Here is a 26,059-nt window from a genome sequence, read left to right on the forward strand (position 1 = left end):
CCTCATGAATGCCTCCGGCTCAGGAAATCCTCGATGATCCCGGCGGCCTCGGCCGGTTTTTCGTAATGCACCAGATGCCCGACGCCGGGCAGGACGTGCAGTTCCGCGTCCGGAACCAGTTCTGCAAGCCTCCGCTGGCCCGCTAATGAGCCGATGTCATCCCGTTCCGCGGCGATCAGCAGCACCGGCATGGCCAGCTGCCCGGCGACGTCGCGCACCGTGGCGGAAATCGACGCCCGGAACGCGTCCAGAACCACGCGCCGGTCGGCAAAGGCACTGAAGTACGCATCGTGCTGGCCATGGATCCACCGGCGCAGGCCGGGATCCTTCGTCTTGGCCATCAGCATGCTCATGCCGCGGACAATCACGGGGCTGCGCAGTAGCGCCATGCCGGGTTTCTCCGGCAGTGCCGCGGCCAGCCGGTAATAGAGCTCGGCGGCCTTGCTGGTGATCCCCTTGGGGCCTTCGAGCGCCGGCTCACAGATCGGGTTGACCAGCACCAGTGCACTGATCAGTTCCGGCGACTGCGCCGCCAGATGCGAGGCGATGATGGAGCCGAAGGAGTGGCCGAGCAGGACGGTGTCAGGGCCGAGGCCCAGGTTCCCCAGGGCCGCACGGACAAAGGCCGTGTACGCGGCGACGTCGTGCGGGCCGGGAAGGGCTGCACCGGCGCCGAAGCCGGGAAGATCCGGCACCAGGATCCTGTGGCAGGGGAGCGCTTCGACAATCCGCAGCAGCCCGTGATGGTCGCCCCGGAACCCGTGGACCATAAAGATCGGGGGAGCTCCGGCGCCGGCGTCTGTTGCCGGCGGAAAATCTCGGCAGACCTGCACGGTGCCGTCCACGGTGAAGGACCGCACCGCCGCCGTGCGTGAGAAGGGCGCCGGGGCGCCGGGCGGCGTCAGTTCCCGGTGTGCCGACGTGCCGGACACTCAGTTCACCTCGTCGGGATGCGAACCGGAGCGGTATCCGCGGTCCAGCCCGTTCAGGGCGGTCCGGTGTTCCTCGGCCAGCTCAAAGGACAGGAGGTCCAGGTTGCCGGCAATCCGCTCCGGGCTGCTGGCCTTGGGGATGACGATGTTGCCCAAATCCAGGTGCCAGCGCAGGATCACCTGCGCGGGGGTGCGTCCCAGATCCGCGGCGATCCGGACAACGGTCGGATCGGCCAGGACCGCTCCCCGGCCCAGGGGGCTCCAGGCGGCGGTGCGGATACCCAGCTGCCGGTGCAGCTGCCGCAGTTCCTCCTGAGCCAGCCAGGGGTGCAGCTCAATCTGGTTCACCGCCGGCACAATCCCGGTCGCATCCAGCAGCTGCTCCAGATGGGAGGGCTGGAAATTGGAGACGCCGACGGCGCGGACGCGGCCGTCGGCGTAGAGCTGCTCCAACGCCCGGTACGTATCGATGAACTGCCCCCGCTGCGGGCACGGCCAGTGAATAAGATACAAATCCAAGTAGTCCAGGCCCAGCCGGGCCAGGGACGCGTCAAAGGCCCGGAGGGTCGAGTCATAACCCTGGTCGGTGTTCCAGACCTTGGAGGTCACGAAGAGGTCGCTGCGCTCCGCACGGCCCCTGCCGGTGAAGGCCTCCACCGCCTCACCCACTCCGGCTTCGTTGCCGTACAGGGCGGCCGTGTCGATATGCCGGTAGCCGGCCTCGAGGGCGTCCAGGCACAGCCGGGCGGCGTCGTCGGCGGCAATTTTGTAGGTGCCAAAGCCGATCTGGTCAATGAGGACACCGTTATTGAGCGGGACTCGAGGTGCGGGCTGCATAGGACGACTTTACCGAGGCACGGGGCGCGGCGCCGAATCCCGCCCTGACTACCTGTTTTGCCCTACGAAGATTGGCGTGCCACCAAACAGGTCGGCTAAGGTAATGGCGCTTCTTGTTAAAGATTGGTTGCATAGAAACCGACAGTCCGCGCGCCTAATCGGGCCGCGGATGGATACGAATGATCGGAGGAGTCGATGGTGACTCTGGGCGAAGTTTTCATCAGTGAGCTGGCCGGCACGGCTATCCTCATCATTCTTGGCTGCGGTGTCGTGGCCAACGTCGCGCTTACGAAAACGAAGGGTGCCGGCGGCGGCTTCCTGATGGTCAACTGGGGGTGGGCCATCGGTGTTTTCGCCGGTGTCTACGCTGCCGCTGTGTCCGGCGCGCACATCAACCCCGCCGTCACCGTGGGCCTCTGGGCGGCAGGTAACGACGAGTTCGCCCCGGGCGTCGAGGTCTCCTTTGTCAACGCCATGGTGTACTTCGCCGGGCAGATGGTCGGTGCCATCATCGGCGCCTTCGTGGCTTGGCTCGCGTACAAAAAGCAGTTCGACGAAGAACCCGATGCCGCCAACATCCTGGGTGTTTTCTCCACCGGCCCGGCCATCCGGTCCTACGGCTGGAACGTTGTCACCGAGGTCGTAGGTACCTTCGTCCTCGTCTTCACCATTGTCGCCTTCGCCGGTACACCTTCGGGCCTCGGTCCGCTGGCCGTTGCGCTGGTTGTTCTTGGCATTGGTGCCTCCCTCGGCGGCCCCACCGGGTACGCCATCAACCCTGCACGTGACCTTGGTCCCCGCATCGTCCACGCTCTTCTGCCCATCCGCCACAAGGGCAGCAGCGACTGGGCCTATGCCTGGGTCCCCGTAGTCGGCCCGCTGATCGGCGGTGCACTGGGCGGCTTCCTCGGAGCCCAGATCCCGCTTCCGCTTCCGGTCTAAGTGCACTGCCGGCTGCCATGCCGGCCACCCCTAATTTCCCCCACCGCAAGGAGCAGAAATAATGCCTGACAAACCCAGGTACATCATCGCCATCGACCAGGGCACCACCAGCAGCAGGGCGATCGTGTTCGGCCACGACGGAAACATCGTGTCCACCGGGCAGAAGGAACACGAGCAGATCTTCCCGCATGCCGGCTGGGTTGAGCATGATCCGATGGAGATCTGGACGAACGTCCGCGAAGTGGTCGGCCTGGCGCTGTCCAAGGCCAACCTGACCCGGCACGACATTGCCGCCGTCGGCATCACGAACCAGCGCGAAACGGCAGTGGTCTGGGACCGCAATACCGGTGAGCCCGTGTACAACGCCATTGTCTGGCAGGACACCCGCACGCAGCCGATAGTCAACCAGCTGGCCGAAAACGGCGGTCTGGACCGGTTCAAGGACACGGTTGGCCTGCCGCTGGCGACGTACTTCTCGGGCACGAAGATCAAGTGGATTCTGGACAACGTGGAGGGAGCACGTGAACGGGCAGAGGCGGGGGACCTCATGTTCGGCAACACGGATTCCTGGATTGTCTGGAACCTGACCGGCGGGACCGACGGCGGCGTGCACATCACCGATGTCACCAACGCTTCGCGTACCCTCTTCATGAACCTGGAGACGCTCGCCTGGGATGAGGACATCCTCAAGGAATTCGGTGTTCCGAAGTCCATGATGCCCCAGATCCGTTCCTCGTCCGAGGTGTACGGCACGGTCGCCGGCTCGCAGCTGCTGCGGGAAACCCCGGTGGCCGGCATCCTGGGCGACCAGCAGGCCGCAACCTTCGGCCAGGCCGCCTTTGCCCAGGGCGATGCCAAGAACACCTATGGCACCGGTTGCTTCCTGATCTTCAACACGGGTGAGGAAATTGTCCGTTCCGAGAACGGCCTGATCACCACCGTGGCCTACCAGCTGGGTGACGCCAAGCCGGTTTATGCGCTGGAAGGCTCCATTGCCGTCACCGGGTCCCTGATCCAGTGGCTGCGGGACAACCTCGGCATGATCAACAGCGCCCCGGAAATCGAGGACCTGGCCCGCCAGGTGGAGGACAACGGCGGGGTGTACATCGTCCCGGCCTTCTCCGGTCTCTTCGCGCCGTACTGGCGTGCGGACGCCCGCGGAGCAATTGTGGGCCTGACCCGCTATGTGAACAAGAACCACATTGCCCGGGCCGCCCTGGAAGCCACCGCGTTCCAGACCCGCGAAGTGCTGGACGCCGTGAACGCGGACTCCGGTGTTCCGCTGAGCGAGCTGCGGGTGGACGGCGGCATGGTCGCCAACGACGCACTGATGCAGTTCCAGGCAGACATCCTCGGCGTGGACGTAGTGCGCCCCAAGGTCATCGAAACCACCGCCCTCGGCGCTGCCTACGCAGCCGGCCTGGCCGTCGGTTTCTGGAACGATACGGATGAGCTTGGGCAGAACTGGGACGAAGGCAAGCGCTGGACGCCCCAGATGGAGCAGTCCGAACGTGAGCGTCAGATGCGACTCTGGAAAAAGGCCGTCACGAAGACCTTCGACTGGGTTGATGACGACGTCCAGTAATTCCTGAACAGCAGTAGTTCATGGCTACGGCCAAGGCCCCGGCGGATCTCCGCCGGGGCCTTCGTCGTCCCGACACGGACTGAGCCTGAAGGCGGGATGTTTGACCGGAAATAGACCCTTGGGTAGCGTTTGCCCCGCATCACAGTGATGCAGGTCACAGAAACAGGTAACAAGTGCCATCCGAACTTTCCACCACACGCCCCGGGTCTCCCGTCGCCGTTATCGGAGCCGGCCCCAGCGGCCTGGCTGCCATGAGGGCCCTGTCCAAGCGGGGATTGGACTTCGTGGGCTTTGAACAGCACACCGATGTCGGCGGGCTCTGGAACATTGAGAACCCGGCCAGTACGGTCTACGAATCAGCCCACCTGATCTCCTCCAAGGACACCACACAGTTCAGCGAATTCCCGATGCCCGACGACACCCCGGACTATCCGGACCACAGGCGGCTGCAACGGTATTTCCGTGCCTACGCGGACCACTTCGACCTGCGCCGGCAGATCCGCTTCGGTACCACGGTCACGGCTGCCGTTCCAACGGACGACGGCGGCTGGACTGTCTCCTGGGACGGTCCGGACGGCGCCGGAACCGGCAGCTTCAGCGCCGTCATGGTGGCCTCGGGTACGCTGCATACTCCTTCCGTGCCCACGTTCCCCGGCAGCTTCGCGGGGGAGATCCTGCACTCGGCCCAGTACAAGAACGCTACGGAATTCGCCGGCAAACGGGTGCTGATCGTCGGCGCCGGCAACAGCGGCTGCGACATTGCCGTGGACGCCGTGCACCATGCCGCCAGCGTCGATATCAGCGTGCGCCGCGGCTACTACTTCATTCCGAAGTATGTTTTCGGACGTCCCACGGACACCCTGAATCAGGGCAGGCCGCTTCCCCGCCCCCTGAAGCAGTTCCTCGACAAGCGCCTGCTGCGGATGTTCACCGGCAACCCCCGGCGTTTCGGTTTCCCGGACCCGGACTACCGGATCTACGAATCGCATCCGGTGGTGAACTCCCTGATCCTGCACCATCTGGGGCACGGGGACCTGTCGGTGCGGGCAGATATTGCCACGCTCGACGGACACACCGTGCACTTCCGCGACGGCAGTACAGGGGAGTATGACCTGATCCTGCTCTCCACGGGATATGTGCTGGACTATCCCTTCCTGAAGCGGACGCTGCTGGGCTGGGACGGACCCTCGCCGTCGCTGTACCTGAATATCTTCAGCCGGCAGGCGCCCAACCTGCTGGTCATCGGCATGGTGGAGGCTTCGGGCCTGGGCTGGGAAGGCCGGTTCCGCCAGGCCGAGCTCGCCGCGGCCTACGTGGCTGCACAAAGGTCGGACCCCGGTTCCGCGGAAAGGTTCCGGCTCCTCATCCAAGGCAAATCACCCGATGTCACCGGTGGTTACCGCTATCTGGGCCTGGACCGGATGAGCTACTACGTGAACAAGGACGCCTACCGCAGCGAACTCGAGGCGCACCTGCAGCTGCTGGCGGGCTCCGCCGCCGCTGCACAGGTTCCCGCCGGGACGCAGCTGCGCGAGGAAGTGCACAGCTGATGCCCCTCGACGACGTCGTCCTGAATTTCACCCCGGGCTCGCTGATCCTCCTCAACGTGGTGCTGGCGGTGATCATCCTCGGCATTGCCCTCGAGGTCCGCCCCGCGGACTTCCGTGCAGTGGCGCGCAGCCCCAAAGCGGTGCTGCTGGGAATCGCTGCCCAGTACCTGGTACTGCCGGCGGTCACCGTAGGCCTGGCGCTGCTGCTGCGGGTTCCTGCTTCCATAGCGCTGGGCATGATCCTGGTGGCCTGCTGCCCGCCGGGCGGCATTTCCAATGTCCTGACCCACCGAGCACACGGCAATGTCGCCCTGTCGGCATCCATGACGGCTGTCTCCAATCTGGTGGCCATCGCCGTCATGCCGCTGAACGTTGCGCTGTGGGCGGGACTGAACCCCGCCACCGCCGGTCTGATGCGGGACTTCTCCCTGAACCGCTGGGAGATGCTGGTGCAGGTGCTTCTCATCATCGGTGTGCCCTTTGCCGTCGGGATGCCGCTGGCCCGCCGCTTCCCGGACCTCACCGGCCGCCTGCGGCCATGGGTCCAGCGGATTGGGCTGGTGGCGCTGCTGGTGTTCATCATCTCCGGCACCGCTAGCAACCTCGGACCCCTGCGTGAGCATCTTGGCACTATTTTCCTGGTGGTCCTGCTGCATGACGCGGTGGCCCTGGCCGTGGGCTACTGGACGGCCGCCGCCGTGCGGCTCGATGAACCCAGCAGGCGGGCCTTCGCCTTCGAAGTGGGCGCCCGCAACACCGGGCTCGGGCTGGGACTGACCCTGACCTTCTTCGCCGGGCTCGGCGGGATGGCCATGGTTACCGCCTGGTGGGGTATCTGGGACATCCTGGCCGGAGTGCTGCTGGCCGCCTGGTGGCGCCGGCGTGATGCCCGTGCGGGGAAAACCGGCGACAAGACCGGTACCCCCGCGGCAGCCGGGGAGGCCGGACAGTGACCCGGGTGTGCGTTACCGGGGGCAACGGCTTCCTGGGCAGTGCGGTCGTGGCCAGGCTGGCTTCGGATCCGGAGATAACACACGTGCTCAGCGTCGACATCCGCGAACCGGCGGCGGAACGCCGGCTGCACGGCGTCGAGTATGCCCTGGCCGACGTCTGCTCCCCGGACGTCGCGCGGCTGCTGCAGCAGCATCGGATCGACACTGTGGTGCATCTGGCGGCGATCGTGAATCCCGGCAAGGACACCACGCGCGAACAGGAGTTCCAGGTCGATGTGGTCGGGTCGCGGAACGTCCTTGCGGCCTGCATCTCCTCCGGCGTCAAGCACGTGGTGATTTCCTCCTCCGGAGCGGCCTACGGATACCATCCGGACAATCCCGGGTGGCTGCGCGAATCGGATCCGGTGCGGGGCAATGACGAGTTTGCCTATTCGCGGCACAAGCGCCTGGTGGAAGAGGAACTGGCCCGCGTCCGGGAGGAGCATCCCGAACTGCAACAGACCATCTTCCGGATCGGCACCATCCTGGGGGAGCGGGTACGCAACCAGATCACTGCCCTGTTTGATGCGCCCCGGCTGCTGCGGGTGGCCGGCAGCGATTCCCCCTTCGTCTTCATCTGGAACGAAGACGTCGCAGCGATCATGGTCCAGGCCGTGCTCACCGGCCGCAGCGGCATCTTCAATGTGGCCGGAGACGGCGCCCTGACCGTACGGGAGATAGCCGCACTGCTGGGCAAGGGAACCATCACCGTCCCGGCACCCGTGCTGGCCGCAGCACTTAGGCTGGGCCGGATCCTCCGGCTGACGGTGCACGGTCCGGAGCAGGTGCGGTTCCTGCGCTACCGGCCCGTGCTGGACAACACGGCACTGAAACAGGAGTTCGGCTTTACGCCGTCCAAGACCAGCCGGGAGGCGTTCCTGGCCTTCCGGGCCGCGCGGGAGGCACAGGAGGCGGCTACACGCTAGTCCTGGTCCGGCACCGCGGGGCGCGTTCCCCGCGGTGCCGGACCACGACATCAGAAGTAGGACACCCCGTTTGTCCTGAACGGCAGTTCCAGGCCGCCGGCCACTTCCGCCAGCAGCTCCGGGCAGAAGAAATACCACTTCAGTTCGCGGATCAGCGGGTCCTCGTCCACGCCGTCGGCTGCGCGCATCCGGACGACGTCGGCCACCACTTCCGCAGCGTCCGGGCTGTCCTTGGGCCGTTCCCAGAGCAGGATGACCTTCTCACCGTCGAAGTCGTGCACCGTGGCCCGGTAGGTCTGGGGCGCATCGGGGCCGAAGGTGTGGTCCAGGGAACCGGTGCGGATTTCCTCATGGCCGGTTTCACTGACGTTGCCCACCACTTCGGTGCGCCCGTTGGCCAGGAACAGGCTGACCATGGCCTCAATGTCGTAGGAATTGAACGCATCCGCCAACCGGCGCAGCAGTTCGGCGTGCCCGGCAGGAACGGCGGCGGACGCCGCGGAACTGCCGTACCCGCCGTCGGCACGGGACGGTGCCTCCTGGGCGGCGGCCAACGTACTCCGGCCCCGGTGGAGAGCTGATTTCACCGCACCGGCACTGGTCTCGAGGACATCCGCGGTTTCGGCCAGGGAATAGCCGAAGATGTCCTTGAGGACCACGCAGGCACGTTCCCGCGGGGGCAGGAGAAGCACCAGCCGGTGCAGGGCCGCCTCCACGGCCACGGCAGTGAGGGGATCGGCGGCGCCGTCGTCGGGGCGGTCCATCTCCGGAGCGCTGAAGTCCGCCACAGTGTTCCTGGCGCTGCGCCGGACGGTGTCCAGCCAGGTGTTGGTGGCAATGCGGATCAGCCAGGCCTGCAGGTTCCGGATCGGCTCGTGCCGCTGGGATGCCTCGGCCAGAGCCTTGGTGAGGGTTTCCTGCAGCAGGTCCTCGGCGTCCCAAACGGTCCCGGTGAGGCTGCGGCAGTAGCGGTAGACGGAGGGGCGGACCGGCTCCAGGGCGAGCAGGAAATCCCGCCGGACCTGCCGCAGCTCGCGGGGGATCCCGCCCAGCCCCGCAGCACCCGGATCCGTACCGTCCGGCGCCGTTGCCGGTTTCGTATCCACTGACATTTCTACGCTCCTGTTCCACGGCCGTGACGGGCCGTTCCCGAACCACCATGGCACCGCGCCATGGTCTTTAACGGGTAGACGCACGGAGCCCGCCAAAAGATACGCCACTGTGCGCAGTATGCTGACGCGGCTCACCCGGACACACTGCCTTCGGCGGGCATGCTCTGTTGTAAAGTGGAGAAATGATCGCAGTACTCCTCCTTAGCTAGCCGCGCACCGTCCGTGCGCGGCCGCCCCTTGCTTGTCGAGGGGCTTTTGTGTGTCTGGGGAGGACCCAAAATCTTAGGGCCGGATTTACCGCCGGCCCGCAGCGCGGATCGATTTTCTTTGAGGACAGAGGCGAAGCATAGTGAGCACGCAGTCACAGACTGATCAGCAGGAAGAGGCCGTCTACAGTTTCGCGGCCATCGAGCAGAAATGGCCCAAGGTCTGGGATGACCTCGGCGTTTTCACCCCTGCCGACGACGGCTCGCGCGAACGACGCTACGTACTGGACATGTTCCCGTACCCCTCCGGCGACCTGCACATGGGCCACGCCGAAGCGTTCGCGATGGGCGACGTCGTCGCCCGTTACTGGCGCCAGCTCGGGTATGACGTGCTGCACCCGATCGGCTGGGACTCGTTCGGCCTGCCTGCGGAGAACGCGGCCATCAAGAACAACGCGCACCCCAGCGACTGGACCTACCGCAACATCGAGACGCAGGCGGAGTCCTTCAAGCGCTACGCCATCAGCGTGGACTGGTCCCGCCGGATCCACACCTCTGACCCCGAATATTACCGCTGGACCCAGTGGCTGTTCACCCGGTTCTACGAGCGGGGCCTGGCCTACCGGAAGAATTCCCCGGTCAACTGGTGCCCCAAGGACCAGACCGTGCTGGCCAACGAGCAGGTAGTCAACGGCGCGTGTGAACGCTGCGGCACCCAGGTCACCAAGAAGTCGCTGAACCAGTGGTACTTCAAGATCACCGACTACGCCGACCGCCTGCTCGATGACATGGAGCAGCTCAAGGGCCACTGGCCCGAGCGCGTGCTGGCTATGCAGAAGAACTGGATCGGCCGCTCCGAGGGTGCCCACGTCCGGTTCGTCATCGAGGCTGCCGGCGGCAAGTCCGAAGAGCAGGTCACGGTCTTCACCACCCGTCCGGACACCCTGGCCGGTGCGACCTTCTTTGTGGTTGCCGCCGACGCGCCGCTGGCACTGAACCTGGTCACGGACGAGAACCGGGAGGCACTGCTGGCGTACCGCGAGCAGGTCAAGGCGCTCTCGGACATTGAACGCCAGTCCACCGAGCGCACCAAGACCGGTGTCTTTACCGGCCGTTACGCCGTGAACCCGCTGAACGGTGAAAAGCTGCCCGTCTGGGCCGCCGATTATGTGCTGGCCGATTACGGTACGGGTGCCATCATGGCCGTTCCGGCGCACGACCAGCGGGACCTGGACTTTGCCAAGACCTTCGACCTGCCCGTGAAGGCGGTCCTGGACACCGGTGAAGAGGATCCGGCCGTCAGCGGCGTGGCCACCACCGGCGAAGGCACTCTGATCAACTCCGGTGCCCTGGACGGACTGCCGAAGTCCGAAGCCATCCCGGCCGCCGTCGCCATGCTGGAGGAACAGGGGACCGGCGAGAAGTTTGTGAACTTCCGGCTGCGTGACTGGCTGCTGTCCCGCCAGCGCTTCTGGGGTACGCCCATCCCGATCATCCACTGCGAAAACTGCGGCGAAGTCCCGGTCCCGGATGACCAGCTGCCCGTCACCCTGCCCACCGGCTTGAAGGGCGAGGCCCTGGCACCGAAGGGAACGTCGCCGCTGGCCTCCGCCGAGGAATGGGTCAACGTGGCCTGCCCCAAGTGCAGCGGCCCCGCCAAGCGCGACACCGACACCATGGACACCTTCGTGGATTCGTCCTGGTACTTCATGCGCTTCGTGTCCCCGCACTTCACCGACGGTCCCTTTGATCCGGAGGCGGCAAAGAACTGGATGCCGGTGGGACAGTACGTGGGCGGCGTCGAACACGCCATCCTGCACCTGCTGTACGCGCGGTTCTTCACCAAGGTGGTCCATGACATGGGCCTGCTGGAAGCCAGCGAACCGTTCAGCTCCCTGCTGAACCAGGGACAGGTCCTCAACGGCGGCAAGGCCATGTCCAAGTCCCTGGGTAACGGCGTGGACCTGGGCCAGCAGCTGGACAAGTACGGCGTCGACGCCGTGCGCCTGACCATGGTCTTCGCCTCCCCGCCCGAGGACGACGTCGACTGGGCGGACGTCTCGCCGTCGGGCTCCGCGAAGTTCCTGGCCCGCGCCTGGCGCCTGGGACAGGACATCACCAGCGAACCCGGCGTGGACTACACGGCAGGGGATCGGAAGCTGCGCGCCCTCACGCACCGGACCGTAGCCGAGGCCACCGAGCTGCTGGAGAACAACAAGTTCAACGTTGTTGTCGCCAAGCTGATGGAGCTGGTCAACGCGACCCGCAAGGCCATCGACTCCGGCGCCGGCGGCGCCGACCCGGCCGTCCGCGAGGCTGCCGAAGCCGTGGCCGTGATCCTGAGCCTGTTCGCCCCGTACACGGCCGAGGACCTCTGGAACCTGCTGGGCCGCGACGCTTCCGTGGTGAACGCGGGCTGGCCCGCGGTCGACAAGACCCTGCTGGTCCAGGACACGGTCACCGCCGTGGTCCAGGTGCAGGGCAAGGTCCGCGACCGCCTGGAAGTTGCCGCAGACATCAGCGAAGAGGACCTGCGAGAGGCTGCGCTGGCATCCGAGGCCGTGCAGCGGTTCCTCGACGGACGCGGTATCCGCACGGTCATCGTCCGGGCGCCGAAGCTCGTCAATATCGTTCCGGCCTAAGGCTCCGGACCCGTGGACTGGCTGGAGCGGCTCGCCGCGCGGGCCCGGGGGCGGCAGCGGGAAACCGCTGCCGCCCCCGGGCCGCTTGTGGGCGTGGTGACCGATTCCGCCTCCGCCCTGCCCGCCGGCTGGGCGGAGGCAGCCCACGCCACCGGGTTTGTCCGGGTGGTCCCTATGCCGGTAATGATCGGCGACCAGATCTACGGGGAAGGCTCCGACGAGCTGATTCCTGCCCTGGCCCTGGCGATGGCCCAGGGGCACGAAGTCCGCACCTCCCGGCCGGCGCCCGGACAGTTCGAATCCGCCTACCGTGAGCTGGCCGCGGCAGGGTGCACCGCCGTGGTCTCGATCCACCTCTCCGGACAGCTGTCCGGCACCGTGGATTCTGCGCGGCTGGCCGCACGGTCCGCCGACATTCCTGTGGAGGTCATCGACAGCGCGACGGCGGCCATGGGTCTCGGATTTGCAGTGGAGGCCGCAGCGGAAAGAGCCCGGGCCGGTTCCTCCGCAGCCGAGGTGGCTTCCTGTGCCCGGGCGGCAGCCGCAGGATCCAACATTCTCTTCTATGTTCCAAGCCTGGACCAGCTGCGCCGGGGCGGGCGGATCGGCGCAGCCGCCGGCTGGCTGGGAACCCTGCTCGCCGTCAAGCCGATCCTGGTGGTCCGCGACGGCAAGGTGCTCCCGCTGGAACGCATCCGGACCGCACCCAAAGCGCTGGCACGGCTCGCCGAACTGGTCCAGCAGGATATTGCCGCGCGTCCCGGGAAGGTCCGCGCCGCCGTGCACCATTTCGGTAATGCCGCCGAAGCAGAACGGCTGGCCGGTGTCATCGGCGCGGCAGCGCCCGAGGTGGAGATCCTCATCTGCCCGCTGCCTGCGGTCCTGGCCGCACATGCAGGGCTGGGGGTGCTGGCCGTGGCAGTTGCCGAAGAAGAGGGCGGCGGGCCCGCTGTTCCCGGCACCGAAGCAGTGTTGGAGGACGGATCCGGATTACTGCCCGGCGCCGCCGCTGCCGCGGAAAGCGACACAGCCCCCGAAGCGGATAAGGCGGCGGATAAAGTGCCCGGAGGAGATGCCTTTCCGCGGGGCGCGGCCGCAGGCCCTGTGGCGAAAGCAGCCCGCCCCGGCAAGGGAAGGACGAAGGGCTGACATTCCCCGGTATAGCCGCAGGGAATGCATTTTCCCTGCCGCTAATGAGCCGGCTGCCTAACAATCCGGTGTTATAGTTGCCGAAATTCTCCTCGCAGTGAAAGGGACTATACCCATGGCTCCGTTTGGATTCGGCAAGAACAATGAAGCAGCCGCGGAGGCTCCGGCACTGGACCTCGGCAAGAAAGCCGGCACCATTTCCCTGGAAAAGGGAAACCGGGTCACCATTGCGAAAACGCCGATTATTACCGCCCGTTGTGAATGGTCATCCAATACTGACTACGACCTTTACGCGCTGGTCATTCTCCGGGACGGAACGGAGCTGGTCTGCTCGACCTTCGGTTCCGAGGCCCAGCCGGTTCCCACGCCGGAACTGCTCGACGGCGCCGTCCGGCATCTCGGTGATGTGGGCCGCGGGCAGAACGGAAAGGCGCAGGAAACCATCGAGATCCGTCTGACGGACCAGATTGAAGCAGTTGTCCCCATCGCGTATTCGGCCCAGTCCAACGGCATGGGTTCTTTCCGCAAATACGGGGTGTCCCTGGGGATTGATAACGGTTCCGGGACCAGCGTCACCATTGATTCCGCAAATGCGTCAAAGCGAATGAGCGTCTTCACAGTTGCCATCGGGGTTATCCGCAATACCGCTGACGGAGTTGTTGTGGAGTCGCTGGAAACCTATTCGAAGTCCTTGAGCGAATTCCGTCCCGCCTGGCAGAACGGCCAGGTTGTTATGGACGCAGGGTCGAAAAACATCTTCAAGTAAGCAGGTCTGCGGCTTTCATCGCCGGGATCTTGTCCTCAACAATGCTGCATTGGGCTGCGGCGCCCCGGCCCTGTCCACCGGGCCGGGGCACGGGCGGCCGCTTGGAAACAGCGGTAACTAGTTTTGCCGGATGGCACAGCATCGATGGAACACCGCCGGCACCCGTGACACTGTGGGCCCCGAGCGACCGGAGTCCACTGAGCCCCCGGAGTCCACGGAGCCTCCCGGGTTCCCGGAGGCTCCCGGACTCCGACGCCGGTGGGCTTTTTCGCTGCCCGCGGCAGTGCTTGCGGTTTGCCTGCTGCTGGGATGCGCGGCAGCAGTAGTGCTGCTTCGGGACAAGGGTCCCGTTCCGGTGGCCAAGATCGAGTTGTCCCCGCCTGCCACCGGCCAACCGACGGTCCCTGACGGCGCCGGCAGCCCGGGCGCTGCTCCGGTTCCTGCCTCCCCGGTTCCCCTGCCGTCGCCTTCCCGGCAGGGAGAGGCGGCAGGTGGCCCGGTCATTGTGGTGGTGCATATAGCCGGCGCAGTGCAGCGCCCGGGCATTGTGCGGCTGCCGCCGGGCAGCCGGATCATCGATGCGGTTGATGCCGCCGGTGGAACGGCGGCGGATGCGGACCTCGCCGCCGTCAATCTGGCCGCCCCGCTGGAGGACGGCGCCATGGTGCTCGTTCCGCGCATCGGTGAAGTTGCGCAGCCGCCCGGCAGCACTACGGGAGGCACTGCCGGCGGAGGAACAGCGGGCGGTACCGGCACTGCGGACGGTTCCGGGACGCAGGCCGACGGCGGCCCACCGGTCAGCGTCAACCTGAACACCGCCGACTCCACCGCGCTTCAGACACTGCCAAGGGTCGGCCCTGTCCTGGCCGAACGGATCATTGCGTGGCGCACCGAGCACGGAAGCTTCAGCAGCCCGGAGGATCTGGATGCAGTTCCCGGGATCGGTGAAGCCATGATGGCGGCGCTGCTGCCTCTGGTCACGGTCTAACGGGCCGCGGATGTCCGGCGGGCCCGAGAGCAGATGGTCACGGTACGTCGACTCGGCGTTGAACCTGAATACACACCCGGGTGTTCGGGAGGGAGCCGGGCAGCCGGAAGCGGGACGCGGTGCAGGCGGAAAGCAGAGGGCAGCCGAAAAGCAGAGGGCACCAGGGTGGGGCATCCGGCTGCGGGAAGCCCGGGCCACCCGTGGAACCGCCGCGGCAGATGCGCCGCAGCCGCTCCGGGAACTCCGGCTGTTGCCCGCAGCAGCAACCGTCTGGGCTGCCGCTTACGTCGTGGTCCGGCTTCCTCCGCCGGCGGGGTGGGCACTGGCCGGTGCCGCAGCTGTTCTGGCCGTTCTCCTACTGACCGCCTCACGGGTGCAGACCAGGGCGGCGGCGGACACTGACGCCCCACCGGAATCGGTCCGGAGACCGATGCCCGCGGGTCGGGGAAGACGCTTCCTGCCGCAGGGGGCTGCTGCGATCCTTCGGGGTGCCGCCGTCCCCATGGCAGCGGCGGCATTGGTCTGCGCCGGTGCAGCGGCCAGCCTCGGCGCCCGTACCGCCGGCCCGATCTCCGGACTCATCGACGACGGGGCGGCTGTCACGGCGGAGCTGCGTGCCACGTCAGACGCCCGGCCGGGAATGCCGGACCGGTTCACCGGCCGTCCCCGGTATCTCGTTGATGCCGTGGCGGAATCCGGAACCGCCGCGGGCCGGCGTTTCGGGACGTCGGCAACCCTTCTGGTGATCGGCGGAGAGGACTATGCACCCATCAGGCTGGGGGACCGGTTTACCAGTGCCGGATCCCTGCAGCCCCTGCCCGCCGGGGACCGGAACCTGGCCATGCTGCGGGCGGGCGCCCCTCCTGGCATCACGCCTGCCGGTGGGTGGTACGGAGTAACCGCGGCGCTCCGGGAAACCTTTGTCCGGACGGCCGAAGACCGCGGCGCGGCGGTTGACGGCCTTCTGCCCGGCATGGTGCTGGGCGACCGGGGAGGACTGGACCCCGGACTGGGCCAGGCGATGAAAGATACCGGCCTGACCCACCTGACGGCAGTATCGGGCGCCAACTGCAGCTACCTGCTGGCCTTCGTCTTCCTCGCAGCCCGCGCCCTGCGGCTGCCGCGGGCCCCTGCGGTATTGCTGGCCCTGGCCGGGCTGGCCGCGTTTGTGCTCCTTGTCCGGCCGGACCCCAGCGTGCTGCGCGCAGCTGTCATGGGCGGGCTGGGAACCCTCGCAGTGCTCTCCGGGCGGGGACGCCTTTCCGCCGCACTGCTCTTCCTGTCGATCACGGTCCTGTTGTGCGTGGATCCCTGGCTGTGTGGAAGTTACGCATTCATCCTGTCGGTCTGCGCAACTCTTGGCCTGGTCGTGGTGGGACCGCACCTGGTCCGGGTCCTGTCCATGCGCCTGCCCCGCTGGTTCTCAGCGGCTTTGGCCATTCCGGTGGCTGCACAGCTGTTCTGCGGCCCGGTGCTGGTGCTCCTGCAGCCGCAGCTGCCGGTGTATTCGGTCCCGGCGAATCTCGTGGCAGCCCCTGTAGTACCGGCCGTGACCGTGGCCGGCATGCTGGCCGTAGCCCTGATCGGCGTTGCTCCCGTGCTGGCTGTGCCGCCGCTTCTGTTTGCGGCCGCGGGTGCCTGGTGGGTGGCGGGAACGGCCCGGTTCTTCGGAGCCCTTCCGGGCGCCCTGGCTGGGTGGCCTGAGGGCACGCCGGGAGTAGTGCTGATGGCTGCGGGGGCGGCGGCAGCGGTGGCCGGCATCTTGTACATCTCGCTGCGCGGCACCGGCGGCATGTCCGGTACCGGTGGCCGGCGGAGGCAGGTGAACCAGCAGTATCCGGAGTCCCCGCGGTCCCCGCGGAACCCGCCGTTTCCTCCGCAGGCCGGGTTTCGGGGTTCCCGCCGCACCCGTACGGCGTCCGTTGGAGCCGCTTTGCTGGCCTTTCCGGTGGCTGCCGTCCTCACTGCGCGTGCCATGCAGGAAGAGCCCGGGCAGGTTCAGGAGTGGGAAGTGGCAGCCTGCGACGTCGGGCAGGGCGACGGGTTCGCCGTCCGTGCCGGTCCCGACAGCGCCGTGGTGATCGATGCCGGCGGGGAACCCGGTCCCATGGACGCCTGCCTGGACAGCCTTGGCGTGCGCACCGTGGAACTCCTCGTGTTCACGCACGCCCACCTGGACCATTACGGCGGAGCCGCGGGAGTTCTTTCGGGCCGCACCGTGCTGCAGATCGGCTACTCGACCGCCGGGCCTGGGCTGCCGGATGAGCTGACCGGAATACTGGATGGTTCCGCTGCGCCCCGTACACCGCTGACGGACGGGATGGCTGGAACGGCCGGCAGTGTGCAGTGGGAAGTCCTATGGCCACCGGCTGCGGAGCCTTCCCTTGCCGCAGCGGGAGACGAGGAGGAGAACAACGCCAGCGCCGTCCTGTTGCTGACCCTTGCCGCGCAGGGGCCGGGGGAAGAGCCGTTGAGGATACTGTTTACCGGCGACGCCGAGGAAGATGCTTCCACGGCCGTCCTCGCATCCCATCCGGAGCTGCGGGCAGGGGTGGATGTACTGAAGGTTCCCCACCACGGGGCACGTAACGGCGGCGACAGTTGGATCCGGACCCTGCGGCCTTCCCTGGCCCTGATCTCGGTCGGCGCCGACAATGACTACGGCCATCCGGCGCCGCAGATCCTGAGCAGCCTTGAGGCTGCGGGATCGGCTGTTGCCCGGACGGACCTGTACGGAACGGTGCTGCTAATCCACCAAGGCAACACCCTTGCCGTCCGGAGCCTGCCGCCCTGACGGGGTGTGCAGTCCGGGCCGGGACCGTCCATCCACGTCACCGGGTCGACATCCCTGACCTTGGTGACTTGGCACGGCGCGACCACTGTGACTTTGACTGAGGGGACAGAGCCTGAGCCCCTCGTCAGGGAGTTCGAAGAGAAGTACCGGGACACTCGATTCACCATCGATCTACCTCATCGCACCGGGATTCGATCCTCACACGATCCGTATTGCTTCCAGTTCCGACTGCTTCATCTGGGTGGACGACGGCAAGTATAAGCGTGGGAATTTCTCAGCGGCCCTTCCGGGAGCGAGCCGGTTGGAGGTCAACACGTCCAGCGGGAAAATTGGCCGGACCGGGCGGGCGTGGCAATCTTGGAGGGGACCTGTCAGCGGTAGGGACGGGTTCCATTCCGCATAACCCGTCAGGCCCGACCGCACCGGGCCGCCCGCACCACTCCAGGAGAACCAGCTGTGAATCCGGCCGTTCCATCCAAGCGCAGCTCCGGCAGCAAAACCTCCTCCCGTACTGTGTCCTGGCGCGACGTCGAGCCGGCGCCGTTCATCCTTCTGGCCGGCCCCGAAGACTACCTGGCCTCCCGTGCACGGGACCGGCTGCGCAGCCTGCTGCGGGAAAAGCAGCCGGACACCGAACTCGTACAGTTCGACGCCGCCACCTATGCTTCCGGGGAACTTATGCTGCAGTCGAGCCCCTCGTTATTCGGTGAAGCCAAACTCATTGAAGCAGTGAACCTGGCGTCGATGAATGAGGACTTCCTCACCGAAACCCTCACCTACCTGAAGGACCCCTCACCGGACGCCGTCCTGGTGCTGCATCACTCCGGCGGCAACCGCGGCAAGAAGCTACTGGACGCAGTGAAGGCCGCCGGTGCTCCGGTGGTGGAATGCCAGCCCTTTAAGAAGGACGCCGAGAAGCTGGACTTCGTTACCTCGGAGTTCCGCTCCGCCCGCCGCCGGATTGACCCGGCCGCGGCCCGGGCACTGGTGAACGCCGTCGGCTCCAGCCTCTCCGAACTGGCCGCCTCCTGCCAGCAGCTGATCAGCGATTCCACCGGCGAAGTCACCGAGGAGCTGGTGGAGCGGTACTACGGCGGGCGTGTAGAGGCCACCGCGTTCAAGGTCGCCGACGCCGCGCTGGCCGGCCGGGCAGCACAGGCACTGTCCATGCTCCGGCACGCCTTGGATACCGGAGTGGACCCGGTCCCGCTGGTGGGGGCCCTGGCGATGAAGGTCCGGGCCGTCGCGCGGGTGGCGAACCTGCGGGGCTCCTCCGCATCCATGGCCAAGGACCTCGGGATGGCTCCATGGCAGGTGGACCAGGCCCGCAGGGATGCCCAGCGGTTCTCCTCCGAGTCCCTGATCGAAGCCGTCCAGGCCCTGGCCGAGGCAGATGCCCAGGTCAAGGGCGCCGGCAGGGACCCCGTGTACGCCGTCGAACGCGCCGTGACGGTGATTGCGCTGGCAGCGTCGGGCCGGTAGCCATCCGGCGGCCCGCACCGGCTCCACGGTGCCGGCACGCTGCCCGGACCGGCGCCGGGCTGCAGCTTCGGGGCAAAGCAAAAGCGGCCGGTCCCCGAAAGGGACCGGCCGCTGATGTAAGTCTGTAGTGCTGCTGCTTAGAGCGCGCTGACCTTCTTGGAGATGGCCGACTTGCGGTTGGCAGCGTTGTTCTTGTGGATAACGCCCTTGCTGACGGCCTTGTCCAGCTTGCGGCTGGCAGTCTTCAGCGCTTCGGCTGCTGCGTCCTTGTCGCTGGCCTTGACTGCGGCATCAACCTTGCTGATGACGGTCTTCAGCTCGGACTTCACCGAGTTGTTACGCTGACGCGCCTTCTCGTTGGTGAGGATGCGCTTCTTCTGGGACTTAATATTGGCCACTTATAAACTCTCTTTGTATTGCGGACTTGGTCGGTGAGGGTATTTCAGCCCAGACATTGACTGAGCGGCGTGGGGATACCGTAATGGCGCCTGAACCAAAGTGCCCGTCGACCTGCGCGGACACACAGCACAAAATGTTAGCAGAGTTTGGGCTCCGGTAACGAAAGCGCCGGTTCAGTGCGCCGGACGCATCACGGCCAGCCGCCGGGCCACAGTCTGGAAAACGCTCTTGTCCATGATCGCACCTTCCCGGCGCACGCTCCCCGGCTTCAGCTGCAGCACCCGGTCCAGCTTCACTTCGCTGGGGCGCCCCTTGCTGTCCCAGGGTCCGGTGCCGACGTCGAGGTACCGCGGATCAGACCCGCTGCTGTTGTTCCGGTCCCGGCTGGTCATCATGAGGCCCAGCAGCAGAGTGCCGCTGCGCCCGATCAGCAGAACGGGACGGTCCTTGCCCTGGCTGGGATCATCCTCGTACGGCACCCAGGCCCACACCACCTCGCCGGGGTCCGGATCGCCGTCGGGCTGCGGGGCGTAGACCGGAGTCACGGGCCCGGAGTAGTCGCCGGCGTAACCCGTTCCTCCGGGAACAGAGGATGCCGGAGCGGCCGACGACGGCGAAGGCCGGGTTTTCGGGGTACGCGGGGGAGCAGGCGGGGTCCGCGGAGGAGCAGCCGGGGTGCGCGGAGGAGCAGCCGGGATCCTGGGGGAAGGGGAGGGAGCGCGGCGGGTATCCGGCGTGCGGGACTGCCTGGCGGGGCGTTCACGGCTTGTGTCGGCAGATCCGGATGCGGAGGAAGCCTGGCGCAGCAGGTTGACGGCCGAGCGGGCAAGGGAGGCAAAGGCACGGGCGTTAAAGGGCATGGCACAACGATATGCTCCCGCCGCGCGGAACCCGGGGTGCGGCCGGTTCCTGATGCGGCGGGCAAACGTGGGAGACTGTTAACTCGACAGAAGAAGACCCATCAGACCCGCCAGGACTCCAGGACACCCGCGCACCGCGCCGCGTCCGGTTCGTCCCGGAACAGTAAAGGAACCGCCACAGTGTCACCTATGGCCCGCTTCTCGCCGGTGCCTGCCGCGACGGATCCGGCGATCATCAGAAATTTCTGCATCATCGCCCATATCGACCACGGCAAGTCCACCCTGGCCGACCGCATGCTCCAGTCCACCGGCGTGGTCGAGCACCGCAACATGAAGGCCCAGTACCTGGACCGGATGGATATCGAGCGTGAGCGCGGCATCACCATCAAGTCCCAGGCCGTCCGCATGCCGTGGGAACTCGACGGTGAGTCCTACGCACTGAACATGATCGACACCCCCGGACACGTTGACTTCACCTACGAGGTCTCCCGGTCCCTCGCCGCGTGTGAAGGGGCAATCCTCCTGGTGGACGCCGCACAGGGCATCGAGGCCCAGACCCTGGCGAACCTTTACCTGGCGATGGAAAACGACCTGACCATCATCCCGGTCCTCAACAAGATCGACCTTCCGGCAGCGCAACCGGAAAAGTACGCCGAGGAACTCGCCAACCTGATCGGCGGCGACCCCGAAGATGTGCTGAAGGTCTCCGGCAAGACCGGCGTCGGCGTTGAAGCGCTGCTGGACAAGATTGTCCGCGACATCCCCGCGCCGCAGGGTGACCCCAATGCGCCGGCACGGGCCATGATCTTCGACTCCGTGTATGACACGTACCGCGGCGTCGTCACCTATGTCCGTGTGATTGACGGATCCCTGTCGCCGCGCGAACGCATTCAGATGATGTCCACGCGGGCCAGCCACGAACTCCTCGAGATCGGCGTCAGCTCGCCGGAACCCACTCCCTCCAAGGGCCTGGGCGTCGGCGAGGTGGGCTACCTGATCACCGGTGTGAAGGACGTGCGCCTGTCCAAGGTGGGGGACACCGTCACCAACCTCGCCAAGCCGGCCGAGAAGTCCCTCGAAGGCTATGCCGATCCCAAGCCCATGGTGTTCTCCGGGCTGTACCCCATCGACGGCGCAGACTACCCGGTGCTGCGTGAGGCGCTCGAAAAGCTGATGCTCAACGATGCCGCCCTGGTTTACGAACCCGAGACGTCGGCAGCGCTGGGCTTCGGCTTCCGGGTGGGCTTCCTGGGCCTGCTGCACCTGGAAATCACCCGTGAACGGCTCGAGCGCGAGTACAACCTGGACCTGATCTCCACCGCACCCAACGTGGAGTACGAGGTGACGCTGGAGGACAAGAAGGTGGTCAAGGTGACCAACCCCAGCGAGTACCCCGAAGGCAAGATCAAGGAAGTCCGCGAGCCGATGGTCTCGGCCACGATCCTGGCGCCGAGCGAATTTGTCGGAGCCATCATGGAGCTGTGCCAGGCCCGCCGAGGTGTCCTGGGCGGCATGGATTATCTGTCCGAGGATCGGGTGGAAATCCGGTACCGCCTGCCCTTGGCCGAGATCGTTTTCGACTTCTTCGACATCCTCAAGTCCAAGACCCGCGGCTACGCCTCGCTGGACTGGAAGGCCGACGGCGAGCAGGTGGCCGACCTGGTCAAGGTGGACATCCTGCTCCAGGGTGAACAGGTGGACGCCTTCAGCTCCATCACCCACAAGGACAAGGCGTACTCCTACGGTGTGATGATGACGGGCAAGCTGCGCGAACTCATTCCCCGCCAGCAGTTCGAGGTCCCCATCCAGGCTGCCATCGGCTCCCGCATCATTGCCCGCGAATCCATCCGTGCCATCCGCAAGGACGTGCTGGCCAAGTGCTACGGCGGCGACATCAGCCGTAAGCGCAAGCTGCTCGAAAAGCAGAAGGAAGGCAAGAAGCGCATGAAGATGGTGGGCCGCGTCGAAGTTCCGCAGGAAGCCTTCGTGGCGGCACTTTCCTCTGACGAATCCAAGGACAAATCCAAGAAGTGACACCCAGCGCACTGCCCCTCGGAGACCCGGCCCCCGCCGACGGCCTCCTGCCCGCCCAGGCCGCGGACGGAGCAGCGGAGCGGAACTTCGGACTCTACGTCCACATTCCGTTCTGCTCCGTCCGCTGCGGTTACTGCGATTTCAACACCTACACCGCCACCGAACTCGGCGGCGGCGCCTCGCAGGACGTCTACGGCGGCACGGCAGCGCGTGAAGTCGTCTTCGCCGCCGACGCGCTGCGGCGTTCAGGCTTGCCCGAACGCCGCATGGGCACCGTCTTCTTCGGCGGCGGCACCCCGACCCTGCTCCCGGCGGAGGACCTGGCGCTCATCCTGCGCACCGCCGTCGACCAGTGGGGCCTGGTTCCCGGCGCGGAAGTCACTACGGAAGCGAATCCGGACTCGGTCACCCCGCAGTCCCTGCAGCTGCTGGCCGACGCCGGCTTCACCCGTGTGTCCTTCGGCATGCAGTCCGCCGTGCCCCACGTGCTGGCGGTGCTGGACCGCACGCACACGCCGTCGCGCGTTCCGCAGGCCGTGCAGTGGGCCCGCGACGCCGGCCTGAACGTCAGCGTTGACCTGATCTACGGAACGCCCGGCGAATCCATGGCCGACTGGAAGCATTCCCTGGAAGAGGCACTGAGCTACGAACCGGACCACATTTCTGCCTACGCGCTGATCATCGAGGAAGGCACCAAGCTGGCTGCCCGGATGCGGCGCGGCGAAGTGCCGCCCATCGACGACGACGACCACGCCGACAAATACGTGCTGGCCGACGAGATGATGACCGCGGCCGGCCTGAACTGGTACGAGGTCAGCAACTGGGCCCGCACCCCCGCAGACCAGTGCCGGCACAATTTGGCGTACTGGCGCAGTGATGACTGGTGGGGCATCGGCCCCGGAGCCCATTCCCATGCAGGTGGTGTGCGGTGGTGGAATGCCAAGCACCCCACCGCGTACGCCCAGCGGATCGAGGCGGGGGAGTCACCCGCCGTCGGACGGGAAACCCTCGACGCCGATACCCGCTACATGGAAGACGTGATGCTCCGGACACGGCTGGCCGAGGGCCTGGCCCTGGACCGGCTGCGCGAATCCGGACGGCAGGCAGTGGCCGGGCTGATGGCCGACGGTCTGGTGGACCCCCGGGCGGCGCTCACCGGCAAGGTCATCCTCACCCCCAAGGGGCGGCTGCTGGCCGACGCCGTGGTCCGCCGGCTGCTGCCGGACTGAGGCAGGCGGCCTGCGCCTGCCTCAGCTACTTGATCCGGCGCAGGTTCAGCGGGTAGCGGTAGGGCCGGCCGCGGTTGCATTCGATGCCCGCAACCACGGAGGACACGGCAATATAGACCCAGATCAGGGCGTTGAGCACGGCGAAAAACCCGCCGATTACCGGGATGAAGGACAATGCCCAGACCGTCAGGGCCGCAAGGCTGGGCGGAAGCGTGAAGTTCAGGGCTTCCTTGGCTTCCTGGGCGGTGAACGGACCGCGGTCGCGGAACACCAGGTAAATGATCAGCGACGGAACAAAAGCAAGGATCCCGCCGAAGTGAGCCAGGGTTGCCCACTGCCGGTCCTCTGATGCCGTCAGCGGCAGCGCGTTGGCCGGAGCCCCCTGGTAGACCGGGCGCTGCGCACTGCCCTGATCTTCAGGCCGGGGGTGGTGGTTCTGGCGTGTGTTGGACACGGGGCTAATTCCTTTTGGTTCAGGGTGACACAGGGTCGGTCCGCTACTACGTATTTCTCAAGGGTACTGGTTAGGGCACTTCCGCATGGAAAGGCCACAGCCGATGCGGCGCATGTCTCATCCCGGCACGGTCAGGAAATCGATGACTTCCTCAACACGCCCAAGCAGCGACGGTTCCAGATCCGCGTAGCTGTTCACCTGCCCCAGGAGCTTCTTCCAGCCCAGGGCGACGTCGGTATGGTCGCGGTGCGGCCAGCCCAGTCCCTGCAGGATTCCGGTTTTCCAGTCCAGGTGCCGGGGAACCACAGGCCAGGCGCTGCGCCCGATCACAGAGGGCTTGATCGCCTGCCACACATCCACGTACGGGTGACCGACAATCAGCACGTTGCCCGGCGCGCCCGGGGAGGTCATGGCTTCAGCTGCGATGCGGGATTCCTTGGACCCCGGCACCAGGTGGTCCACCAGGATCCCCAGCCGCCGGCCCGGCCCCGGGGCGAACTCACGGACCGCCGAGTACAGGTCATCCACGCCGTGGAGCGGTTCGACGACGATTCCCTCCACCCGCAGATCATCGCCCCACACCTTCTCCACCAGTTCGGCATCATGCTTGCCTTCAACCCAGATGCGGCTGGCCCGGGCGGTGCGGGCCCGCTGGTTCGCCACGCGGACGGAGCCCGACGCCGTGCGGGCCGGACCCGCCTTCACCGCGGCCGCCGCTGCGGGAACCACTTCCACCGGTTCGCCCTCGAGCAGGAAACCGAAACCGAGTTCGAAGGATTTCCTTTTCCCGCGCCGGTCCTCCAGCACCATCAGGTGCAGCCCGCCGGATTTCTCCACGCGCACCACCGCACCTACCCAGCCGGAGGCAACGTCCTCCAGGACCAGGCCGGTCTCCGCGCCGACTTTGCGCAGGGCGGTACGGGCCGGCGCGGTGATGTCCTGCGGACCCCAGGAAAAGCTGGACACGAAGTTGCCTCACTTACGGTTCGTTTCGGGTGGAAACCGCAGCTGGCCACGGGTTCCTCAATGCTAGCAACGCTGCTGATCCGTATTAGACTTAGCACTTGAACATTGTGAGTGCTAAATGTACGGCGCTCCCGCCGATCAACCGCCGATCAACAGGGAGGGACAACCATGAGTGAGCCACGCCGACTCGAGGTCCTCCGCGCCATTGTTGAGGACTACGTCCATTCGCGCGAGCCGGTAGGGTCCAAGGCGCTGGTGGAACGCCACCGGCTGGGCGTTTCCTCGGCAACCATCCGCAATGACATGGCTGTCCTGGAGGAAGAGGGGCTGATTACCGCCCCGCATACGTCCGCCGGCCGGATCCCCACCGACAAGGGCTACCGGCTGTTCGTGGACCGCATCTCCGACGTCAAGCCGCTGTCCGCCGCGGAGCGCCGCGCCATCTCCTCCCTGCTGGAGGAAGCCGATGACCTCGACGACGTGATGGACCGGACGGTCCGGCTGTTGTCCCAGCTGACCAATCAGGTGGCCGTTGTGCAGTACCCGCACCTGGGCAATGCCAAGGTACGGCACATTGAATTCGTCCTCCTTGCGCCGGCACAGGTTCTGGTGGTCCTGATCTCGACCACGGGGCGCGTGGAGCAGCGCGTGATGACCGTTCCGCAGTCCGTGACCGAGCCGGACCTCATGGACCTGCGCCAGCACTTCCTCTCAGCGCTGGCGGGAACATCGCTCAGCGGTATCACCAGCCAGCTGGCCAATACCCTGGCTACCGTGCCCGCCGGCCGCCGCCTCGTGGGCAACGCCCTGGGCCACTGCCTGGAACAGCTGGCCGGCATTGACCGCGAGGACCGGCTGGTGATGGCCGGCACCGCCAATCTGGCGCGCTCCACTGTAGACTTTCCGCTGACCATCGGTCCGGTGCTCGAGGCCCTCGAAGAGCAGGTGGTCATGCTGCGGCTGCTGTCCGAAATGGAACAGGATGCCCGCGGGGTTGCCGTCCGGATCGGACGGGAAAACCCCCACGGCGGACTGTCCGAAGCATCGGTGGTGGCCACGGGGTACGGACCCGACGCCACCGCGAAGGTCGGCATCCTCGGTCCCACCCGGATGGACTATCCCACCACCATGGCGGCGGTGCGTGCAGTTGCCCGGTACCTGTCCCGAATACTTAACAACTAACGCGGTCCACGCAGTTACGGACCCGCCCGCCG

21 protein-coding genes are annotated in these 26,059 nt (G+C 66.4%); 14 read left to right on the forward strand and 7 right to left on the reverse strand.

What is annotated here, in order from left to right; genetic code table 11:
- Positions 1–2 precede the first annotated feature (2 nt).
- Together GD627_RS07625 and GD627_RS07630 are read right to left on the reverse strand one after the other, a co-directional pair.
- Positions 3–932, reverse strand: a complete 930-nt coding sequence (locus GD627_RS07625; RefSeq protein ID WP_246165383.1) for an alpha/beta fold hydrolase — start codon at positions 930–932, stop codon at positions 3–5.
- Positions 933–1,769: an aldo/keto reductase gene (locus GD627_RS07630; protein ID WP_152272006.1), complete on the reverse strand. Its 837-nt coding sequence runs from the start codon at positions 1,767–1,769 to the stop codon at positions 933–935.
- Between the two features lie 198 nt (positions 1,770–1,967).
- Between GD627_RS07630 and GD627_RS07635 the strand changes: the two genes are divergently transcribed.
- The 5 genes from GD627_RS07635 to GD627_RS07655 all read left to right on the forward strand — a co-directional run bounded on the left by GD627_RS07635 (position 1,968) and on the right by GD627_RS07655 (position 7,764).
- Positions 1,968–2,711: an MIP/aquaporin family protein gene (locus GD627_RS07635; protein ID WP_146361869.1), complete on the forward strand. Its 744-nt coding sequence runs from the start codon at positions 1,968–1,970 to the stop codon at positions 2,709–2,711.
- Between the two features lie 61 nt (positions 2,712–2,772).
- Complete coding sequence (gene glpK, locus GD627_RS07640) at positions 2,773–4,296, forward strand: glycerol kinase GlpK (RefSeq protein WP_152272007.1); 1,524 nt, start codon at positions 2,773–2,775, stop codon at positions 4,294–4,296.
- Between the two features lie 173 nt (positions 4,297–4,469).
- The gene (locus GD627_RS07645) at positions 4,470–5,846 is read left to right on the forward strand and encodes a flavin-containing monooxygenase (protein WP_246165384.1); all 1,377 of its coding nucleotides are present in this window, start codon (positions 4,470–4,472) and stop codon (positions 5,844–5,846) included.
- Positions 5,846–6,799 (forward strand): bile acid:sodium symporter family protein, encoded by a 954-nt coding sequence (locus GD627_RS07650; RefSeq protein ID WP_152272008.1) that lies wholly within the window; start codon positions 5,846–5,848, stop codon positions 6,797–6,799. The genes GD627_RS07645 and GD627_RS07650 overlap by 1 nt, the downstream gene beginning before the upstream one ends.
- A gap of 5 nt (positions 6,800–6,804) precedes the next feature.
- Entirely contained in the window at positions 6,805–7,764 is a 960-nt protein-coding gene (locus tag GD627_RS07655; RefSeq protein ID WP_246165385.1) for an SDR family oxidoreductase, read from the forward strand.
- Positions 7,765–7,814: 50 nt separating this feature from the next.
- Here GD627_RS07655 and GD627_RS07660 read toward each other — a convergent pair whose 3' ends face one another.
- Positions 7,815–8,876 carry an RNA polymerase sigma factor gene (locus tag GD627_RS07660; RefSeq protein WP_152272010.1) on the reverse strand — a complete coding sequence of 354 codons (1,062 nt, stop codon included), beginning with the start codon at positions 8,874–8,876 and terminating at the stop codon, positions 7,815–7,817.
- Between the two features lie 346 nt (positions 8,877–9,222).
- Between GD627_RS07660 and leuS the strand changes: the two genes are divergently transcribed.
- From leuS to holA, 6 genes are all read left to right on the forward strand, one after another.
- A complete protein-coding gene (gene leuS / locus GD627_RS07665) occupies positions 9,223–11,724 on the forward strand; it encodes a leucine--tRNA ligase (protein WP_152272011.1) in 2,502 nt (833 codons plus the stop codon).
- 12 nt (positions 11,725–11,736) lie between these two features.
- Positions 11,737–12,873: a DegV family protein gene (locus GD627_RS07670; RefSeq protein WP_152272012.1), complete on the forward strand. Its 1,137-nt coding sequence runs from the start codon at positions 11,737–11,739 to the stop codon at positions 12,871–12,873.
- A gap of 115 nt (positions 12,874–12,988) precedes the next feature.
- Entirely contained in the window at positions 12,989–13,639 is a 651-nt protein-coding gene (locus GD627_RS07675; protein ID WP_152272013.1) for a TerD family protein, read from the forward strand.
- 130 nt (positions 13,640–13,769) lie between these two features.
- Positions 13,770–14,627: a helix-hairpin-helix domain-containing protein gene (locus GD627_RS07680; protein ID WP_152272014.1), complete on the forward strand. Its 858-nt coding sequence runs from the start codon at positions 13,770–13,772 to the stop codon at positions 14,625–14,627.
- 502 nt (positions 14,628–15,129) lie between these two features.
- Entirely contained in the window at positions 15,130–17,421 is a 2,292-nt protein-coding gene (locus GD627_RS07685) for a ComEC/Rec2 family competence protein (RefSeq protein ID WP_194266001.1), read from the forward strand.
- A 456-nt stretch (positions 17,422–17,877) separates the two neighbouring features.
- Positions 17,878–18,903 carry a DNA polymerase III subunit delta gene (gene holA, locus GD627_RS07690; RefSeq protein ID WP_246165386.1) on the forward strand — a complete coding sequence of 342 codons (1,026 nt, stop codon included), beginning with the start codon at positions 17,878–17,880 and terminating at the stop codon, positions 18,901–18,903.
- A 137-nt stretch (positions 18,904–19,040) separates the two neighbouring features.
- Here holA and rpsT read toward each other — a convergent pair whose 3' ends face one another.
- Together rpsT and GD627_RS07700 are read right to left on the reverse strand one after the other, a co-directional pair.
- Positions 19,041–19,301, reverse strand: coding sequence for a 30S ribosomal protein S20 (gene rpsT, locus GD627_RS07695; protein WP_146361896.1), 261 nt, complete (start codon positions 19,299–19,301; stop codon positions 19,041–19,043).
- A 174-nt stretch (positions 19,302–19,475) separates the two neighbouring features.
- Positions 19,476–20,162, reverse strand: coding sequence for a type II toxin-antitoxin system PemK/MazF family toxin (locus tag GD627_RS07700; protein WP_152272016.1), 687 nt, complete (start codon positions 20,160–20,162; stop codon positions 19,476–19,478).
- A gap of 180 nt (positions 20,163–20,342) precedes the next feature.
- Between GD627_RS07700 and lepA the strand changes: the two genes are divergently transcribed.
- Both lepA and hemW read left to right on the forward strand, forming a co-directional pair.
- A complete protein-coding gene (gene lepA / locus GD627_RS07705) occupies positions 20,343–22,196 on the forward strand; it encodes a translation elongation factor 4 (protein ID WP_146361898.1) in 1,854 nt (617 codons plus the stop codon).
- Entirely contained in the window at positions 22,193–23,425 is a 1,233-nt protein-coding gene (hemW, locus tag GD627_RS07710) for a radical SAM family heme chaperone HemW (RefSeq protein WP_152272017.1), read from the forward strand. Before lepA ends, hemW begins: the two co-directional genes overlap by 4 nt.
- Positions 23,426–23,450: 25 nt before the next feature.
- Here hemW and GD627_RS07715 read toward each other — a convergent pair whose 3' ends face one another.
- Together GD627_RS07715 and GD627_RS07720 are read right to left on the reverse strand one after the other, a co-directional pair.
- Positions 23,451–23,879, reverse strand: coding sequence for a DUF4870 domain-containing protein (locus tag GD627_RS07715; protein WP_152272018.1), 429 nt, complete (start codon positions 23,877–23,879; stop codon positions 23,451–23,453).
- A gap of 117 nt (positions 23,880–23,996) precedes the next feature.
- Positions 23,997–24,845 carry a DUF3097 family protein gene (locus GD627_RS07720; RefSeq protein WP_152272019.1) on the reverse strand — a complete coding sequence of 283 codons (849 nt, stop codon included), beginning with the start codon at positions 24,843–24,845 and terminating at the stop codon, positions 23,997–23,999.
- 168 nt (positions 24,846–25,013) lie between these two features.
- Between GD627_RS07720 and hrcA the strand changes: the two genes are divergently transcribed.
- Positions 25,014–26,027 carry a heat-inducible transcriptional repressor HrcA gene (gene hrcA / locus GD627_RS07725; protein WP_152272020.1) on the forward strand — a complete coding sequence of 338 codons (1,014 nt, stop codon included), beginning with the start codon at positions 25,014–25,016 and terminating at the stop codon, positions 26,025–26,027.
- Positions 26,028–26,059 lie beyond the last annotated feature (32 nt).

Origin of the sequence: Arthrobacter yangruifuii (assembly GCF_009192775.1) — a bacterium.
Taxonomy (GTDB): Bacteria; Actinomycetota; Actinomycetes; order Actinomycetales; family Micrococcaceae; genus Arthrobacter_B; species Arthrobacter_B yangruifuii.

Excerpts from the sequence above, each read along its gene's own strand:
- GD627_RS07685 (WP_194266001.1), top strand. The coding sequence starts at position 15,130 with ATGGCAGCGGCGGCATTGGTCTGCGCCGGTGCAGCGGCCAGCCTCGGC.
- GD627_RS07700 (WP_152272016.1), bottom strand. The coding sequence starts at position 20,162 with ATGCCCTTTAACGCCCGTGCCTTTGCCTCCCTTGCCCGCTCGGCCGTC.
- GD627_RS07660 (WP_152272010.1), bottom strand. The coding sequence starts at position 8,876 with ATGTCAGTGGATACGAAACCGGCAACGGCGCCGGACGGTACGGATCCG.
- GD627_RS07630 (WP_152272006.1), bottom strand. The coding sequence starts at position 1,769 with ATGCAGCCCGCACCTCGAGTCCCGCTCAATAACGGTGTCCTCATTGAC.
- GD627_RS07675 (WP_152272013.1), top strand. The coding sequence starts at position 12,989 with ATGGCTCCGTTTGGATTCGGCAAGAACAATGAAGCAGCCGCGGAGGCT.
- glpK (WP_152272007.1), top strand. The coding sequence starts at position 2,773 with ATGCCTGACAAACCCAGGTACATCATCGCCATCGACCAGGGCACCACC.
- GD627_RS07650 (WP_152272008.1), top strand. The coding sequence starts at position 5,846 with ATGCCCCTCGACGACGTCGTCCTGAATTTCACCCCGGGCTCGCTGATC.
- GD627_RS07680 (WP_152272014.1), top strand. The coding sequence starts at position 13,770 with ATGGCACAGCATCGATGGAACACCGCCGGCACCCGTGACACTGTGGGC.
- hrcA (WP_152272020.1), top strand. The coding sequence starts at position 25,014 with ATGAGTGAGCCACGCCGACTCGAGGTCCTCCGCGCCATTGTTGAGGAC.